We start from the raw sequence: 15,448 nt of genomic DNA, 5'->3' as shown, positions 1-15,448 counted from the left end.
GGGCTCCGCTACAGGCGAGCGGAGTGGCGTGGCTAGAGATGCTTGTAAACGTCCTCCAGAGTGAGGCCCTTGGCGAGCATGAGGACCTGCAGGTGGTAGAGCAGCTGGGAGATTTCCTCAGCGGCGGCTTCGTCCGATTCGTACTCCGCGGCCATCCAGACTTCGGCGGCCTCTTCGACCACCTTCTTGCCGATGCCGTGGATTCCGGAGTCCAGTTCGGCAACCGTGCGCGAGCCTGCCGGGCGGGTCGCTGCTTTCTCACTCAGTTCTGCGAACAGCGTCTCGAAATTCTTCACGCCCTCCAGACTACTTGCTCCGGGGCGGACACCGCTTGTTGGGGCGTTGCATGACGAAGGGGATGTGAGTGAAGACACACCCACATCCCCTTGAGCGCCCGCAGGCAAGGGCTTTAGCTGAACTGCTTCAACGTCACTGCCGTGGCGAGGGCTGCGGTGACAGCTTCGTGGCCTTTATCTTCTTTGGAACCGGGCAGGCCTGCGCGGTCCAGGCCCTGCTGCTCGGTGTCACAGGTGAGGACACCGAAGCCCACCGGCACGCCGGTGCGGACACTGACATCGGTGAGTCCGGATGTCGCGGCCTGGCATACGTAGTCAAAGTGCGGTGTCCCGCCGCGGATGACCACGCCAAGTGCCACCACTGCGTCAAAGTGCGGTGCGAGCCTGGCGGCGGCGACAGGAAGCTCAAAGCTGCCCGGAACCCGCAGGAGTGTGGGCTCGGCGATCCCGGCTTCCTTGGCGGCGCGAAGTGCGCCATCCACCAGCCCGTCCATGATCTGTGTGTGCCAGCTTGCTGCCACAATGGCCAGCTTGAGCTGCGAGGTTTCCTCAGGGTTAAGGGTGGTGAGGTCGATAGTGGGGGCGCCGTGTCCGCTCATGGTGTGGTGTGGATCCGTTCAGTCTTGGTTGTTGTCAAAGGTGTGGTTCGAAGGCGTCTTGCCATTGCTGACGGGCTCGACATCGAGCGTCAGCCGGTGGTCCATCCGGTCCTTCTTGGTTTGCAGGTAGCGCAGGTTCTGTTCGCGTGAAGGCACCTCGGTGGGGACCATTTCCACCACAGTCACTCCGGCCTTGTCGAGCCGGTGCTGTTTGTCGGGATTATTGCTCAGAAGCCGGACTTCATGAAGTCCCATCTCGGCGAGGATCTGTCCTGCCGCGCTGTACGAACGTGCATCAACCGGCAAGCCCAGTTGCTCATTGGCTTCCACTGTGTCGAAACCGGCTTCCTGCAAGGCGTAGGCCTTGATCTTGTTGGCCAGCCCGATGCCGCGGCCCTCCTGGCCGCGCAGGTAGAGCAGCGTTCCGCCTTCGGCGTGGATGAGTTCCAAGGCAAAAGCCAGCTGTTCTCCGCAGTCGCAGCGGTATGAACCGAAAACATCGCCGGTCAGGCACTCGGAGTGCAGCCGTACCAGCGGCGCACGGCCATCCTTCGGCGGATTGGGCGAACTGACGGCGAGGTGTTCAACGCCGGTCACGTGGTCCGTCCAGGCCTGAGCCACAAAGTCGCCGAAAGCCGTGGGCAACTGCACGATCGGGCCACCGCTGACGGGGTGGGGCGCAGGGCCGGTGTGGTCGCTGCTGCGCGTGGTCGATGCGGTCATCGCTTCTCCTCGTCCTCCTGTGAAATGGGTGCCGTCTGGGACTCTACCGCCTCAACATACGACACCAGGTCCTCTATGGAGATGAGGGGGCATCCATGGTCGGCGGCGAAGTCGCGCAGGCTGTCCAAGCGCATCATTTCACCATCATCATGTACCAACTCTGCGATCACACCCACCGGGGCCAACCCGGCAAGACGACACAGGTCTACGGCAGCTTCCGTGTGACCCGGACGTTCACGCACTCCCCCTTTAACCGCACGCAACGGGAAAATATGCCCGGGACGGGTTATTGAGGCCGGGGTGCTGCCCGGATCTGCCAGAATACGGGCCGTCAGGGCCCGGTCCGTAGCCGATATACCTGTACTGACGCCGATCGCTGCGTCGCAGGAAACGGTGTATGCGGTCCCCTTGGCGTCCTCGTTGATCTCCACCATGGGAGGCAGCACCAGTGCGTCAGCACGTTCGCCGTCCAAAGGGACGCAGATGACGCCGGATGAATACCGGATGGTCCATCCCATGAGGGTGGGCGTGGCGTGCTGGGCGGCGAAAATAATGTCGCCTTCGTTCTCACGGTCCTCGTTGTCCACCACGATCACTGCCCGGCCCGCGGCCATTGCCTCAATGGCCGCTTCCACGGGATCCAGTCCGGTACGGGGCGTTCCGGCCGGTGATGTCTTGGCAGGGGCGCTCATCGAGTGCTCCCTGCCTGCGGCGCGAAGGACAGGAGGCGTTCGGTGTACTTGGCCAACACGTCCACTTCCAGGTTGACGTGGCCACCCACTGGCTTGGCTCCCAGCCCGGTTTCTTCCAGCGTTGTGGGGATCAGCCCCACCTCAAACCACGGCGCCGGTTCGGAAGCAGCGCTGACGGCGGTCACTGTCAGCGAGACACCGTCGACTGCGATCGAACCTTTCTCGGCAATGTAACGTGCCAGCGGGGCCGGGACACCGAAACGCAGCCGGTCCCAATTTCCGAGGGCCTCGCGTTCCAGCAACTCCCCCACACCGTCCACGTGCCCCTGCACCACGTGGCCGTCCAGCCGTCCCCCCGCTGGAACACAGCGTTCAAGGTTCACGGTGTCCCCCGGGGCCAACCCGCCGATGGTGGTCCGGACGAGGGTTTCACCCATGACATCAACGCTGAAGTCCTGCCCGTCGATTTGCGTGGCGGTCAGGCACACTCCGTTGACGGCGATGGAACCACCCAAGGCCAAGCCATCGGTGGTGGTGGGTGCTTTCAGCCGCAGCGTGGCGCTGGCGTCGCCGTCATGCTCAATGCCCAGCACGGTGCCTTGTTCTGCAACGATTCCCGTAAACATCAGTGTCCTCCTGTGACATGTTCCGCAGCTTCACTGCGCGGAACCAAACTCTTGTGTGGAACCAAACTCTTGATATTGGCGGCGGTGCCCCTTGGGGACCGCAGGTGCAGCCGAAGGTCGTTGCCGAGCGTCCGGACCGCTCCGCCACCGGCGTTGTCCCAGGACCAGTGCTGGGCGTCTGCCAGCGTGGTGATTCCGAGGTCGTGCAGTGCAGGAGTTCCGGATCCCAGCAACGTCGGAGCCATATAGACGATCAGTTCGTCCACGAGGTGCGCACCAAGGAATGTGCTCAGGATGGACGAGCCGCCTTCCACCATGACGTGCCTTACTCCTTGGTCGAACAGCATGCCCAAAGCCTCTGCCGGATCGCGTGTTTGCAGGTGCACAAAGCGCCCGTCGGTCCCGCGGACTGCGGCATCTTCAGGGACGTCCCGTAGACCCATCACGGCGCGGACCGGCTGCCGGCTGGAGAGTTCTCCCTCTGCGTCCCTGGCAGTGAGCCGGGGGTTGTCGATCAGGACGGTCCCCGTGCCCACCAGGATGGCGTCGATGAGTCCCCGCAGCCCATGGTTGTCAGCGAGCGACTCCGGGCTCGAAATCCATTGACTGGTGCCGTCGTCGGCCGCAATGCGGCTGTCCAACGTCTGGGCGATGTGCAAGGTGACAAACGGGCGCTTGGCGGCAACGGCGTCGAACCAATCGCGGTTGAGGTCGAACGCCCGGTCGAGGGCCAGCCCGGAACGGACCTCCACCCCGGCGGAACGGAGCGTGCGGGCGCCGCCCGCAGCGGGGTCGTGGGGATCGTCGACGGCGTAAATCACCTTTGAGATTCCCGCCGCCATGATTGCCTGCGCACAGGGTCCCGTGCGGCCCACATGGTTGCACGGTTCCAGGGTTACCACCATGGTTGTTCCCACGGTGTCGATGCCTTGCTTGCGGGCTTCGGAGATCGCGTCTGCTTCGGCATGGGCCGTGCCGGCACCCCGATGGTATCCCGTCGCCAATTGCTGGCCCTCGGGACTGAGGATGACTGCCCCAACCAACGGGTTGGCTCCGCGGGGACCGGCAAGGGCTGCGGCGAGTGCGGCATCCATGGCCGCGCGCTCCGCCGGAGTGTAGAGGGCTGTATCGGCCGTCATCGTGCAACTCCCGCCGGTAGTGCAAGGTCCGGTGTGCCGGCATCACGACCGGTACGTTCGCGCTTTTCGGCCCGCCACCAGACGAAGAATCCGGTGAGGGTGAAGAAGCCGTAGAACAGGTACATGACCGCGCTGGCGTAGTAGCCGGCGCTGAACAGCAACGGCACACCTACAATGTCCACGGCAACCCAGATCAGCCAGAACTCAGTCCATCCACGGGCCATGCCGTACGTCGCCAGAAGTGACCCCATGAAGGTCCAGGCGTCGGCCCAGACCGGCGGGTAGGAACCGAGGGCATCAAACAAGGGCGTCAGCGCTGCCGTGCCGGCCACCATGGCGCCAACCAGAGCGATGCGGACCTTGTTGCTGGCCCAGCCAGGCACAATGGCGCGCCCTTGGCTGCTCGATTGACGGCCTTGCTGCCACCGGTACCAGCCGTAAATGGCGACGGCGATGAACATCACCTGCCGTGCTGCCTGCCCCCACAGGGTAGCCGGCGCAGCTGCACCAAAGACGTTACCCAGAAAGACCGTGAGCAGGAGGATGTTGCCGACTATGCCGATCGGCCAAGCCCAGACTTTGCGGCGCATACCGCCAAGGGCGCTGAGGAGCCCAAAGATGTTTCCAAGCACTTCGCGTAAGACAAGAGCAGATCCTCCAACGGGGATCTGTGCTTCGAAGAGCCATCGCAGAAATTCCATGCCGTTCCTTCCCAGTAAGCCGCGATGACTCCGGGGGTGTACGACAGCGCAATGCCGGGCGTCGCTAAAGGAACGCCCACGGCATGACTGTACGTGCTTCTCCCATCCAGACTTTAACTGTCGGTACCGGAATTTCACCAGTTCAACCGTCTGCCATCGAAGGTCCAATCACTTGGAATCCGATGGCTCGCGGGTCGCGGACTATAACCGCCGGTTCGGACTTACACCGACCCCGGAGCACGTATGTGTGTTGTTATTCTGCCACAACTACCAAGATGGCCGGGCTATTCCCAGCCATCTTCGTAACATGTGGTGACGGTCGTCAGGCGAACGTCGCCGTCACAGCCTGGCCCGCTGCACGGAGCCGATCGATCGCAGCTGCGGGATCCTGGTGCCCATAGACCGCCGAGCCTGCCACGAACACGTTGGCACCTGCTTCTGCGGCCCTGATGATGGTTTCCTCAGTAATTCCCCCATCCACTTGGATGGCCACGCCGATGCCGGAGCCCTCTACCGCAGCCCGCGCACGTCGGATTTTGGGCAGGGTGATGTCCAGGAAGGACTGCCCACCAAATCCGGGCTCCACCGTCATGATCAACAGCATGTCCAATTCGCTGAGCATGTCCAGGTAGGGCTCAACCGGCGTAGCCGGACGAAGGGCCATTCCAGCTTTGGATCCCCGCGCACGCAGTTCGCGTGCCAGCTTGACGGGGGCCATGGCGGCTTCCGCATGGAACGTCACCGAAGCAACGCCTGCGTCCGCGTAGGCAGGCGCCCAGCGGTCGGCGTCGGAAATCATCAGGTGGGCGTCCAACGGTACCGGACTGACCGCCTGGATCCGCTGCACCACCGGCAGGCCCAGCGTCAGGTTGGGGACAAAGTGGTTGTCCATGACGTCGACGTGAACGGCATCGGCATTGCTGATCCGCTGCAGTTCCGCCTCAAGGTTGACGAAATCGGCAGACAGGATGCTCGGATTGATACAGCACTGAGACAAAGCAGCCCCTCTGGGTCGGTGGAAATGGAAAGCCGGGTTCCGGCAGTTACGGCTTTTTACGGATGATGGCCATGAACATGGCATCGGTCTTGTGGACGTGCGGCCACAACTGGGCTGTTTGTTCGTGACCTGCGCCCAAGTGTCCGGTGAGGCTGACATCGTCAAGAGCCTGCCCGGCGTCGAGCAGTTCCAGGTCCTCACGCTTGGCCATGACGTCGCTGACAACCGCGGTGGTTTCGGCCGGGTGCGGCGAGCATGTCACATAAGCAACCACCCCGCCGGGCTTTACTGCATCAATTGCAGACTTCAAGAGGTCACGTTGCAACGGACCGAGGTCGCCAATGTCCTTGGGTGAGCGCCGCCAGCGCGATTCGGGCCGCCTGCGCAAAGCTCCCAGCCCGCTGCAGGGGACATCAACCAGGACGCGGTCGAAAGCTTCGGCCTGCTCCGAACCAACGTCGCGCCCGTCACCGGTCCGCACCGACCACGTGTCCTCCGGAACAGCCGACAGTGCCTGCTGAACGAGCTTCGCCCTGTGTGGCGCGGGCTCATTGGCCAACAACGTAGCGCCGTCCCGGTGCGCCAGGGCAGCCAAAAGGGCGGCCTTCCCTCCCGGACCTGCGCATAAGTCCAACCAGCGTTCACTTCCGGAGGAGGCGCCCAGGTCCACGCCGGCCAAGGCCCGGGCAACCAGCTGGGATCCGACATCCTGCACGCGGGTGGTTCCGCGACGAACTGTTTCCAGGCGGCCGAGGTCTCCACCGGCGGACAATGCCGAATCTTCGACCAGTTCGCCTGCCGTGGCCCCATTGTCGAAAGCCTCGTCCAGGCTTCCCAAACCCGGCAGCGCCACCAGATTGACCACGGGCGCGGCGTTGTCCGCCTCCAGCAGGTCATCAATTTCCGACTTCGGACGTCCGTGGTTGACAAGCGATTGGCGCAATGCGCGGACAATCCATTCAGGGTGGGCATGCCGGAGCGAGGCAATCCGGGTTTCATCGGTTTCGTTGGCCAGCAGGATGTCCAGCCACTCGCCCATGCTGTGGGCAGTGACCTTGCGCAGGACTGCGTTGATCAGGGCTGACGGACCTGCGCCGATGACGGCACGCGCCAAGCCAACGGTCTGGTCCAACGCTGCATGCGCAGGAACACGCATTGAGAGCAACTGATGGGCGCCGATCCGCAGGGCATCCAGGATGGCAGGGTCCAACTGCTCGAGGGGGCGGTCCACGCAGCGGGCGAGGATGGCGTCATAGGTGCCTTGACCGCGCAAAGCGCCGTAGCTCAGCTCCGTGGCGAAGCCGGCATCCCGGCGATCCAGCCGGTGTTCCCGGATGCGGGCTGGGAGCACCAGGTTGGCGTAGGCATCCTCGGAAGCAACAGCACGGAGCACTTCGAAGGCCACAAGACGGGCTGGGTCAGCGCGGCGCGTACGCTGCGAGGGAGCATTGTTCGTGAAGCCCCGTTGAGGGCCACGGTTTCGCTCCCGGCCCTGGGCGTCACGCCGGCTTTCGCCACGTGCACCCCGGTTGCCTTGTCCGGCGCCGTCCCGGTTCCCGCTGTTGTTGGGGCCTCGCCGGCCGGACTCACTCATTCGAATACCACTCTCTCGGGTGTTGCCAAGCCGCGGGCCCAGTCAGCCGACGACATCATTTTCTTACCTGCCGGCTGGATCCTGCCGAGCTCAACGGCGTGGGATCCGGTGCCCACCAGCACAGATTTGCCCTCCACCCTGATGGCGCCCGGAGCCAGGTCCTTAATCTCAGGACGGAGTGCCAGTGGTTCAAGTTTGATTCGCTGGCCTTCCAGCGTTGTCCATGCCCCCGGCTCAGGTGTCACACCACGAGCCCGGCGGCTGACGGCAAGGGCCGGCAGCTGCCAGTCAAGGCGGCCGTCCTCCAGCATCAATTTGGGAGCGAGGGAGACTTCTCCGGTTTGGGGTTGCGGGGCAGCCTGACCGGCGTCGATCGCGGAAAGCGTCTGGCTGAGAAGCACGGCTCCGCTGATGGAGAGGCGCTCGAGGAGGTCCCCGGAGGTGTCGTCCGGCCGCACAGCTTCAGTGAGGGTACCGAACACGGGGCCGGTATCGAGGCCTTCTTCGAGCTGGAACGTCACGGCACCGGTGATTTCGTCCCCCGCGATGATTGATCGCTGGACGGGGGCAGCGCCCCGCCAAGCAGGGAGGAGCGAGAAATGCAGATTGACCCACCCATGCCTCGGAACTCCCAAGGCTGCCTTCGGAACAATTCCACCATAGGCAACAATGGCAGCGACATCCGGGGCGAAGTCCGAGATCCGGGCGGTGGTTTCCGCATCGACCTTGGCCGCGCGGATGACGTCGATACCCAGTTCCATCGCCCGCGCTGCGACGGGCGAAGGTGTCAGTACACGCTTCCTGCCTACCGGCGCGTCCGGGCGCGTCAGGACCGCGACGACGTCGAATCCCGCCTTAACCAGAGCGTCCAACGATGGGACGGCCACGGCGGGGGTTCCTGCGAAAAGGACCCTCACTCGGGTGCCCCGAAACTGCCGCCACCAAAACTCGATCCCACGCTGGCGGCGCGCTGTGACGTGGTCTTCTCCGTAATGGCGTGGTAGTTGGCGTTCCGGATGGCGCGGAGAGCTGCCTTGCGGTCATCCCCTTCCAACCTGTCCGTGTACAAAATACCGTCAAGGTGGTCCGTCTCGTGCTGGAAACACCGGGCAAGCATGCCCTCGGCTTCCACCGAGACCGGGTTGCCATTCAAATCTACGCCGGTGGCCCTGGTTGTCCGGAAACGGCGGACCGGGAAGCCCAGGCCGGGGATCGAGAGGCAACCCTCTACTTCATCCGGCTGGAAGTCATCGCTGTTCTCCAGGACAGGGTTGATGATGTGGCCTTCCACTCCCCCAATGCGGTAGGTAAAAACACGCTGGCTGACGCCGATCTGAGGTGCAGCGAGGCCCGCACCTTCCACGTCCTCCATGGTTTCAGTCATGTCAGCTACCAGCTTGGCGAGCTCCGGACCGAAATCGGTGACAGGGTCCGCTACGGTGCGCAACACCGGATCCCCGATGATTCGGATACTCAAAATTGCCATGTGCTGTCAGTCCTCACTATCGTCAAACCCGGCTCCGGGTGTTGCGGAGCCTAAGCCAGTTTAGTTGAGGTCAATCACCGCTGGCGCTGTTTGCCGCTCCGGCGCCAACCGCTGCGAACACCGGCGGAGCAATGGGCAACAGCGCTTGTCCCGCAGCAGAGACGTCTGCCGACATTTCCCAGACGCGCCGAAGCGCGCAGAACTTCCACCAATGGTGCTTGAGGATTTCCGGGTTGGCCCGCATCGGCCGGACTTCGGTCTCTCCGATGGCTACAGCGAGCAGCATGGGGTTGTCTCCGTATTTCCATGGCTCCCATACTCCGGCAACGGGATCGACCAGGCTTTCCTCCGCCTTCATTCCGGCCGCGAGTTGCATGACCACTTTGTCATCGAGGGCCTTGACCGTTCCATCCCGCGTAGTGCCTTTGGTCTTGTAGTCGATCAGGCAGATACGCCCATTGATCCGGGCTACAAGGTCAAGTGTCCCGGCGTAGCCCACAGTCTTGTTCCACACGGTGATCTCCGGGGCCAAGGGCTCCACCCGGTACAGCTCCCACCATTCATCGAAACGGGCGGCAAACGCCTCCTCACCATGGGCTGCGAGGTCGTCCCGGCATTCCTGCATGCGGTGCGGACGTCCCAGAGCACGCAAGGCAACCTGCTCGCAGTACGTGTGCACGCGGTCGCCTCGTGCTGCTGCCGCGTCCCTATACACCTCAGCAGCTTTGGCCGCCTTGTTAATCGCTTGGCGGGTTTTGGCCGGGCTTCCAAGAATCGCCGGAAGCTCCGGGTCCGCAGCGAGACTGCTCGCACCCATGTAGCTGAACCAACCGTCCAGCGAGTGGGCCTGTTGTCCGATCACCGTGGTGATGGAGGGAACCGAAAATTGCTCCGTGGTAGAGCGGGCATACATCCGGCCGTAGTCAGTAGCGTGGGCAAGCAGTGGAGCAGTCATATAAAGACTGTGTCATACAGGGCCGACAGAATTCTCCGGCGGGAAGATCATTGCGAGTTGCTCCGGCGGCAGCCGGGCCAGCTTCGCCGCAAGGATGGGAGCCGTCTCCGCCAGTTCCGAAGTGGACAGCCCAGGGTCAGGAGGGGTCCAGGGCACATCAGGTTCATCGTCAGCACGCATGTTGACAAAGTGCTCCGATGAAGCGTTTCGTGACGCGAAATACCCATCGGTGTTGGCGAATGCCGTGCAATTACTGCCCCGCCAAGCGCGAAGCCGCCGTCAGCACCAAGGACTGGAGTGCTTACACCAGGCAAAAAGCGGACGTGGTGGCTGCGATCCTCAAAAGCGCAGGAGAACCCGACTAGCACTAACCAGCGTCCGGTATGGGATCCTTCATCGGCGCCTTGGCGTTGAACCGAATCCCCCATGTGAGAGAGGCAAAGATCAATGAAGATTGGCAACTTCCTTCCTGCGCGGGTTGAGCTGCAGGAATCCCAGGTTGGCCGCCGGCAGGTACTGATAAGCCTCGGGGGCGCAGTTCTCGTCGCCACGGTGAGTGCGTGCGCATTGTTGGAGCTCCCCGACGAGGTAGAGCCTTCTGACATTATTGGCGAGTGGACATCGAAGCCGAAGAACGGCCACACCACACTTTTGAAGCTCTGCGCTGACGGTATCTTTGAGTGGTCTGGTGTGACTGAGGGAACCTTCGGGGATGGGACCTCTTCAGAGAAGCTCGACTGGGAAAGGTTAGTGACCTATTCCGGCCAATGGTCGATCAAAAAGGACCTCGTCAGCAAAAAGTTCACGAACGTCAGGCTCCGGCCTGAGACATCACAGGACTTGGCAATCTTTCCCTTGTCTGTCTGGAAACGTGGCTCAGATCAGTTCCTCACCTATACGCTAGGCGATCCGGACGGGGGCGACAGGTTCGAATTCCATAACCGCTAAGCCCCGGTTCGGGAAGAACTCAACCGGCGCGGATGTAGCCTGCCTGTTCCACGGTGCGGACTAAGTCAGCGCCCTGATCAGAGCTTTCGCTGAGCGTGGTGATGAACTTCATGGCATCACAGCCGGAGCCACCGCTTACCTGATCAAGCCCTTCCGCCCCCGCCAACTACGTGAACTCGCGCTGCAACTGAGCCCTCAACAACTCACATCCCCGGAACCATAAACAAGCCCTGAAAAGACAATTAGCAATCCTGCCGGCGCGCGCTTTCTTGAGGCACAGATATGAAAGGCTGCAGCTATGGACAGAATGAACCGCACAGCGCTCCACTACGCAGCCCTGGAAAACGATGTTGCCGCCGTAGAGCAACTTCTTGCTGACGGCGCTTCTCCCGATGCCCAGGACAAAGCCCGATTCACGCCCCTACATTTTGCTGCGCAGGAATACTCAGTAAAAGCATCTGCCGCTTTGCTTGGTGCCGGCGCCACCGTTGATCTTCAAAACGGCTGGGGTAACACCGCGCTCTTTACAGCCGTCTTCAATTCAAACGGCCGTGGCGAACTGATCAAACTCCTGCGTTCGCACGGCGCTGATCCGCTCTGTGTCAACGGAAGCGGCCAGACGCCCGTGGGGCTGGCGCGGCTGATCGGCAACTACGACGTCGCCCAGTACTTCACCGACGTACCTGAGTAACCTGCGCTATCCAAGACTTATCCTGATGCCATGGATAGAGTGCTGCTCGATCAGGTGATCATGACGGACTACGGCCAGTTCGACCTCATCTGGGCTGACGAGGGCGGCTTCGACGGCATCTTTGAACGCTGCTTTGAGGGCCAGGTCAACGGCCTGGTCGGGGCTGCAGCTCCCAATGGCGTCTATATCAACCTCGGACGACGGTCTGGCGGTTCTGACATGTGCATCGTTCTCCTTGATAAGCGGCCAGCTACGGAACCCGATAGCGCATGGGAAGACATCGTAGAGGTATCCTTCGCACTCCCCCCAGGACACGATCTGCGTTGGGCCTCGTGGGCCAATGAGACGAAGGGGGAACTAGCTAACGTGCCGCCCGGGAGCTACCGGCTGCGGGTCAGTGCGAAGGGCCGCGACGAAGGCCATGATGGAGAATTCTCCGAAGAAGTCGTCGATCATTACCTGCTGGAGATGTGGCCAGCTACGCCGAAACCCGACGCCATCGTGCGCTCAAAGAGCCAGAGCGCCGAGTACTGGCACAAGACGTGGGGAAGCCGCCGCTAGGCGCAGCATCGCTTCAAGACTGTTCGTCTGGCCATCACTCCGGAAGTTCGCCGGCGGCGATCCGCTCTGCAGTGACCCTGTACGCCTCAGCGATGTAGCTTTCCACATCGGTGGCAGCAATGCGCCAGACGTTCCGGCCTCCAACCTGGATACCCCGCAGATCGCCTGACTTGAGCAAGGCCCTGATCTGGTTCGCTGACACATTCAGTTCCTCGGCAACCTGTTCAGTTGTCAGGAACCGGTGCTTCTTGGCGTCGTACACCCTTCCTAAAGTCGGCCGGCGCAATGAACTGGCAACTGCGCAAACACCGGTTATGCTAGTCGTTGGATTTATTGTTCTGGTTTGGGGCAGGCATGGGAATTGCTTTTGATGACGGCGCGGCCGACGCGCTGATCACTGCCGCGAACTCCGCCGACGAGGTTCTGCGTGCCGAGGGAGGCTTCCTGCACGGGGCCGTGGAGCGGGCAGTGCAGGACTTCAACGGCGGCTACGGGCGCTTGTTCAAGGACGCCTGCGGCATCAGGTCCGATGATCGAAGCATCCGCAACAGTCGCCACCATGGTCCTGGACCCCATGCCCGAGAGCACACCGGTCCCTGCACCGGCTGTTTCAGCTGTGTTTTCTCCGCGGGACCGGCCCCGGTTCGCCGGCGGACCAGGAACCGGAACCACCTCGGCTGACCCGGGCAAGCTGCGCGGCTTCGCATCAGTATCCCGGACTGCCACGAACACCTTGAACTCACACTTTGTCGCAGTCCGGAATGCCTGGAGCGGTTTCACAGCATGGTGTTCCTGGGTGACCATCGAGACTGAATCGTTTGTTGCTGGTTTTGAGCGGCTGCTCGCCGCCAACGCAGCAGATGCCGATTGGATAGAGCAGGTCGCCACCGCATTCGAAACAGCAGGCAGCGGCTCTATCGCTCTGGCCTCGGCCACACCGTCGAGCCTGCCACCGGGAAAGTCACCGTCGGTGAAGAACAGCAGCTCCTGATCGATGCACTGCCCGAAGTTATTGGAAACCTGAACGGTGTCACCGCGACCGCCCGAGACCTTGCCAACCGCAAAAAGTTACTGCAGATGCACGACTACTTGAAGAAGTACCGCGACGAGCACGGCGGAGACGTTGATGAAGGCTCCCAGGAAGGCATGGTCAACAAAGTCTGGGAATCGCTCTACGACAGCGAGGGCAACGAAAAAGTCGTCGATACTGACGACAAGTCATCGATCTTTCAACTCGTTAGCTTCGTGCCCTTCGCCCGGGGGCAAGGATCGGAGACCGGGTTCGGTGCATCTATTTCCGTGGGAGACCTCGATGCCGCCCAGCACGTCACCTACCAGCTCCCCGGGCTGGACACTACCGTCGGCAAGGACATGGCATCCAAAACCAAACAGGCCAATGATCAAAGAGTTGAGCAACGTGACCTCGCTCGTCTGAATGGGATTGACCGGGACCGTCTTGCCGTTGTTGCTTGGATTGGCGTTGAGCCGGCCAAAGGTATGGGCGTCTTCAGTAATGACCAGGCAAAGGTCGTGGGGCCGGCCCTACGCAGCGATGTGGTCGGGTTCAACGCAGTTCATCAGAACCTCGACAACGCAGCGATGACAACGGCTGTCGGGCACTCCATGGGTTCCCTCGGGGTCATGGAGGCGGCAAAAACCGGGCTGCCTGTCGATAACCTCGTTCTCGTCGGTGACGTTGGTGCCCCTGATAACGTGACCTCCGTGAACGATCTCCATCTGAACCCCGGAGGAACTGTTTACCGGGGAAGCTACGACTGGGACCACGTAGCCGAGGTCGGGCATGGAGTCGGCTGGCAGCGTAAAAGCACCGACGACTCCGGATTCGGCGCTGTCACCTTTGGCACGGACGGCACCACAGGACCGGATGGTGCCAAAGACCTGCCAACGAAAACCCACGACGGGCAAACCGGTGGCAAGGACGGCATCTACGGTTACTTCGACAAGTCAACAGAGTCTAGCTACAACCAGGCCAGGATCGCCCGCGGCTTGAATGACCAGCTCACGAATGCGAAACGATGACATCCACACGTAGCCGCCGATACTGGCATATGCTTCCCGCCGCGGCGATCCTTTTACTCACCCTTGCAGGGTGCGGGACAACGCCAAGCACCAACCCACCTACCAGCACCGCGGAGCAGCTCATGGACCCGGAAGAAGCCCGAACAGAGTACCTTGACCTCTTCAACAAGATTCAAGCTCTCGCCCCCGGCGACTGGACGAAAGTCACACCAGACAAAGCAGGGTGGGTCTGTGATCGTCCCCTCGGCACGGAAGGCACCCAGGTCTCCTTCGATACCAGTCGGAGTCCACTGAGCCGGGAAGAGATGGATGTTCTCCACGACAAGGTCAAGGCCTTGTTCGAGGCCACCGGGTTTAATCTCAGGCAGGAAATCGATGATGGCCCGAACTTTGTCCGACACACCGTGGTCCTCGGGCCCGACAAGTTCTCTATGGGGTTCGGTACCGGCAAGTACGGCATCACCCTCAGCGGGAATACCCGCTGCTTTGCCGACCCGGAAGGTAAATTTCGCTAGGAATCCCCAGGCGGACGATCAATTCACGAATGCGACACGATGACCACCATGTCTTCGCGAAGATTTCTCATCCAAGGCCTTGTCGTTGCCATCCTCACTGCCCTCACTGGCTGTGTAACAACGCCGAGCACCACCCCACCTACCAGCGCCGCGGAGCAGACTATGGGACCAGAACAAGCCCGCACGGAATACCTCAACATCTTCACACAAATTTGAAGCTCTCGCCCCGGGCGATTGGACGAAAATTTCACCCGATAACCCGGTATGGCGTGCCCCCTCCCGGACGGGACCGAGGGCACTCGGTTCAATTACGACAGTACGCAGGGCGCGATCTCAGAAGATCAGGCTGAAGCGATACATAAGTCGGTAAAGGAAGTCTTTGAAAGCAATGGGCTAAGAGTTGTTCAAACCCAGCCTTCGGGGGCGAACCGAGACCAGACGACCACTGGCTTTGGCGATGGCAAGTTCTCCATGCAGCTTGGAACGAGCAGCTAGGGCACCACGCTCGGCGGCAACACTCGATGCGCTCCGGATCCCGAGGGCAAATTCCGGTAGGAAGCAGTGATCAGCAAAGTCCGTAGGTACTGGCCTGTCCTATCCACCAGCGCCGTCCTGCTGCTGCTTGTGTCCGGATGCGCCGCTGGGTCTCCGGGTAGGAGTGCTGTTACAGCCCCATCACCCTCTCAAACCGCAGCGAGCAACATGCTTCCCGATGACGGGAAGGGCGTCACCACGACCCCGGAAGCAGCCAGACCGGAGTTCTTCGGACTCCTCGATGAGATTCAGGCCTTGTCACCAGGAGACTGGGTGAACGAGGACATTCCGGCAGGTGGCTACTGCAACTTCCAGGGAAGGCTGCAGCAGCAGCCTCACAACGCTGGGAAA

General features: G+C 61.8%; 20 protein-coding genes and 1 riboswitch. Of the genes, 5 read left to right on the top strand and 15 right to left on the bottom strand.

Features of this window, described 5'->3' with window-relative positions:
- Positions 1 to 32: 32 nt before the first annotated feature.
- The 13 genes from QEH68_RS09535 to QEH68_RS09475 all read right to left on the bottom strand — a co-directional run bounded on the left by QEH68_RS09535 (position 33) and on the right by QEH68_RS09475 (position 9,988).
- Positions 33 to 296, bottom strand: a complete 264-nt coding sequence (locus tag QEH68_RS09535; RefSeq protein ID WP_024820576.1) for a phosphoribosyl-ATP diphosphatase — start codon at positions 294 to 296, stop codon at positions 33 to 35.
- Positions 297 to 409: 113 nt separating this feature from the next.
- Positions 410 to 895, bottom strand: coding sequence for a 6,7-dimethyl-8-ribityllumazine synthase (gene ribH / locus QEH68_RS09530; RefSeq protein ID WP_207597207.1), 486 nt, complete (start codon positions 893 to 895; stop codon positions 410 to 412).
- Between the two features lie 18 nt (positions 896 to 913).
- Positions 914 to 1,618: a GTP cyclohydrolase II gene (gene ribA / locus QEH68_RS09525; protein ID WP_207597206.1), complete on the bottom strand. Its 705-nt coding sequence runs from the start codon at positions 1,616 to 1,618 to the stop codon at positions 914 to 916.
- The gene (gene ribB, locus QEH68_RS09520) at positions 1,615 to 2,310 is read right to left on the bottom strand and encodes a 3,4-dihydroxy-2-butanone-4-phosphate synthase (protein ID WP_280627780.1); all 696 of its coding nucleotides are present in this window, start codon (positions 2,308 to 2,310) and stop codon (positions 1,615 to 1,617) included. The genes ribA and ribB overlap by 4 nt, the downstream gene beginning before the upstream one ends.
- Positions 2,307 to 2,936, bottom strand: coding sequence for a riboflavin synthase (locus QEH68_RS09515; protein WP_280627779.1), 630 nt, complete (start codon positions 2,934 to 2,936; stop codon positions 2,307 to 2,309). The genes ribB and QEH68_RS09515 overlap by 4 nt, the downstream gene beginning before the upstream one ends.
- Entirely contained in the window at positions 2,936 to 4,075 is a 1,140-nt protein-coding gene (gene ribD, locus QEH68_RS09510; protein WP_280627778.1) for a bifunctional diaminohydroxyphosphoribosylaminopyrimidine deaminase/5-amino-6-(5-phosphoribosylamino)uracil reductase RibD, read from the bottom strand. Before ribD ends, QEH68_RS09515 begins: the two co-directional genes overlap by 1 nt.
- Positions 4,072 to 4,776: a nicotinamide riboside transporter PnuC gene (pnuC, locus tag QEH68_RS09505; protein ID WP_280627777.1), complete on the bottom strand. Its 705-nt coding sequence runs from the start codon at positions 4,774 to 4,776 to the stop codon at positions 4,072 to 4,074. Before pnuC ends, ribD begins: the two co-directional genes overlap by 4 nt.
- Before the next feature lie 89 nt (positions 4,777 to 4,865).
- A riboswitch (FMN riboswitch) is annotated at positions 4,866 to 5,021 on the bottom strand.
- A 77-nt stretch (positions 5,022 to 5,098) separates the two neighbouring features.
- The gene (gene rpe, locus QEH68_RS09500) at positions 5,099 to 5,773 is read right to left on the bottom strand and encodes a ribulose-phosphate 3-epimerase (protein ID WP_172323889.1); all 675 of its coding nucleotides are present in this window, start codon (positions 5,771 to 5,773) and stop codon (positions 5,099 to 5,101) included.
- A 46-nt stretch (positions 5,774 to 5,819) separates the two neighbouring features.
- The gene (locus QEH68_RS09495; protein ID WP_280627776.1) at positions 5,820 to 7,367 is read right to left on the bottom strand and encodes a transcription antitermination factor NusB; all 1,548 of its coding nucleotides are present in this window, start codon (positions 7,365 to 7,367) and stop codon (positions 5,820 to 5,822) included.
- Positions 7,364 to 8,284, bottom strand: a complete 921-nt coding sequence (gene fmt, locus QEH68_RS09490) for a methionyl-tRNA formyltransferase (RefSeq protein WP_280627775.1) — start codon at positions 8,282 to 8,284, stop codon at positions 7,364 to 7,366. Before fmt ends, QEH68_RS09495 begins: the two co-directional genes overlap by 4 nt.
- Positions 8,281 to 8,853: a peptide deformylase gene (def, locus tag QEH68_RS09485; protein ID WP_280627774.1), complete on the bottom strand. Its 573-nt coding sequence runs from the start codon at positions 8,851 to 8,853 to the stop codon at positions 8,281 to 8,283. Before def ends, fmt begins: the two co-directional genes overlap by 4 nt.
- A gap of 70 nt (positions 8,854 to 8,923) precedes the next feature.
- Positions 8,924 to 9,808, bottom strand: coding sequence for a cytochrome (locus QEH68_RS09480; RefSeq protein WP_207597198.1), 885 nt, complete (start codon positions 9,806 to 9,808; stop codon positions 8,924 to 8,926).
- Positions 9,809 to 9,820: 12 nt separating this feature from the next.
- Positions 9,821 to 9,988, bottom strand: coding sequence for a hypothetical protein (locus QEH68_RS09475; protein WP_157731687.1), 168 nt, complete (start codon positions 9,986 to 9,988; stop codon positions 9,821 to 9,823).
- A gap of 267 nt (positions 9,989 to 10,255) precedes the next feature.
- On the opposite strand from QEH68_RS09475, the gene QEH68_RS09470 reads away from it, so the two are divergent.
- From QEH68_RS09470 to QEH68_RS09460, 3 genes are all read left to right on the top strand, one after another.
- A complete protein-coding gene (locus QEH68_RS09470; RefSeq protein ID WP_280627773.1) occupies positions 10,256 to 10,756 on the top strand; it encodes a hypothetical protein in 501 nt (166 codons plus the stop codon).
- Between the two features lie 298 nt (positions 10,757 to 11,054).
- Positions 11,055 to 11,447, top strand: coding sequence for an ankyrin repeat domain-containing protein (locus tag QEH68_RS09465; protein WP_280627772.1), 393 nt, complete (start codon positions 11,055 to 11,057; stop codon positions 11,445 to 11,447).
- 30 nt (positions 11,448 to 11,477) lie between these two features.
- Positions 11,478 to 12,008, top strand: coding sequence for a hypothetical protein (locus tag QEH68_RS09460; RefSeq protein WP_280627771.1), 531 nt, complete (start codon positions 11,478 to 11,480; stop codon positions 12,006 to 12,008).
- 34 nt (positions 12,009 to 12,042) lie between these two features.
- Here the strand turns inward: QEH68_RS09460 and QEH68_RS09455 are convergent, their stop codons facing one another.
- Together QEH68_RS09455 and QEH68_RS09450 are read right to left on the bottom strand one after the other, a co-directional pair.
- Positions 12,043 to 12,270, bottom strand: a complete 228-nt coding sequence (locus QEH68_RS09455; RefSeq protein WP_280627770.1) for a helix-turn-helix domain-containing protein — start codon at positions 12,268 to 12,270, stop codon at positions 12,043 to 12,045.
- Between the two features lie 68 nt (positions 12,271 to 12,338).
- Entirely contained in the window at positions 12,339 to 12,812 is a 474-nt protein-coding gene (locus QEH68_RS09450; RefSeq protein ID WP_280627769.1) for a hypothetical protein, read from the bottom strand.
- A 63-nt stretch (positions 12,813 to 12,875) separates the two neighbouring features.
- Here QEH68_RS09450 and QEH68_RS09445 point away from each other — a divergent pair, with 63 nt between their 5' ends.
- Both QEH68_RS09445 and QEH68_RS09440 read left to right on the top strand, forming a co-directional pair.
- Positions 12,876 to 14,048 (top strand): alpha/beta hydrolase, encoded by a 1,173-nt coding sequence (locus QEH68_RS09445; protein ID WP_280627768.1) that lies wholly within the window; start codon positions 12,876 to 12,878, stop codon positions 14,046 to 14,048.
- Positions 14,049 to 14,170: 122 nt separating this feature from the next.
- Positions 14,171 to 14,563, top strand: coding sequence for a hypothetical protein (locus QEH68_RS09440; RefSeq protein WP_280627767.1), 393 nt, complete (start codon positions 14,171 to 14,173; stop codon positions 14,561 to 14,563).
- Positions 14,564 to 15,448: the final 885 nt, after the last annotated feature.

Source organism: Paenarthrobacter sp. OM7, assembly GCF_029873575.1.
Taxonomy (GTDB): Bacteria; Actinomycetota; Actinomycetes; order Actinomycetales; family Micrococcaceae; genus Arthrobacter.
Note: the sequence above shows the minus strand (reverse complement) of the source record. Positions and strands in the feature narration are given on the sequence as shown.

What these genes read in the sequence shown, in the direction of transcription:
- ribH (WP_207597207.1), bottom strand. Translation starts at nt 895, where the DNA reads ATGAGCGGACACGGCGCCCCCACTATCGACCTCACCACCCTTAACCCT.
- ribA (WP_207597206.1), bottom strand. Translation starts at nt 1,618, where the DNA reads ATGACCGCATCGACCACGCGCAGCAGCGACCACACCGGCCCTGCGCCC.
- ribB (WP_280627780.1), bottom strand. Translation starts at nt 2,310, where the DNA reads ATGAGCGCCCCTGCCAAGACATCACCGGCCGGAACGCCCCGTACCGGA.
- QEH68_RS09515 (WP_280627779.1), bottom strand. Translation starts at nt 2,936, where the DNA reads ATGTTTACGGGAATCGTTGCAGAACAAGGCACCGTGCTGGGCATTGAG.
- ribD (WP_280627778.1), bottom strand. Translation starts at nt 4,075, where the DNA reads ATGACGGCCGATACAGCCCTCTACACTCCGGCGGAGCGCGCGGCCATG.
- pnuC (WP_280627777.1), bottom strand. Translation starts at nt 4,776, where the DNA reads ATGGAATTTCTGCGATGGCTCTTCGAAGCACAGATCCCCGTTGGAGGA.
- QEH68_RS09495 (WP_280627776.1), bottom strand. Translation starts at nt 7,367, where the DNA reads ATGAGTGAGTCCGGCCGGCGAGGCCCCAACAACAGCGGGAACCGGGAC.
- def (WP_280627774.1), bottom strand. Translation starts at nt 8,853, where the DNA reads ATGGCAATTTTGAGTATCCGAATCATCGGGGATCCGGTGTTGCGCACC.
- QEH68_RS09480 (WP_207597198.1), bottom strand. Translation starts at nt 9,808, where the DNA reads ATGACTGCTCCACTGCTTGCCCACGCTACTGACTACGGCCGGATGTAT.
- QEH68_RS09475 (WP_157731687.1), bottom strand. Translation starts at nt 9,988, where the DNA reads ATGCGTGCTGACGATGAACCTGATGTGCCCTGGACCCCTCCTGACCCT.
- QEH68_RS09470 (WP_280627773.1), top strand. Translation starts at nt 10,256, where the DNA reads ATGAAGATTGGCAACTTCCTTCCTGCGCGGGTTGAGCTGCAGGAATCC.
- QEH68_RS09465 (WP_280627772.1), top strand. Translation starts at nt 11,055, where the DNA reads ATGGACAGAATGAACCGCACAGCGCTCCACTACGCAGCCCTGGAAAAC.
- QEH68_RS09460 (WP_280627771.1), top strand. Translation starts at nt 11,478, where the DNA reads ATGGATAGAGTGCTGCTCGATCAGGTGATCATGACGGACTACGGCCAG.
- QEH68_RS09450 (WP_280627769.1), bottom strand. Translation starts at nt 12,812, where the DNA reads ATGGTCACCCAGGAACACCATGCTGTGAAACCGCTCCAGGCATTCCGG.
- QEH68_RS09440 (WP_280627767.1), top strand. Translation starts at nt 14,171, where the DNA reads ATGGACCCGGAAGAAGCCCGAACAGAGTACCTTGACCTCTTCAACAAG.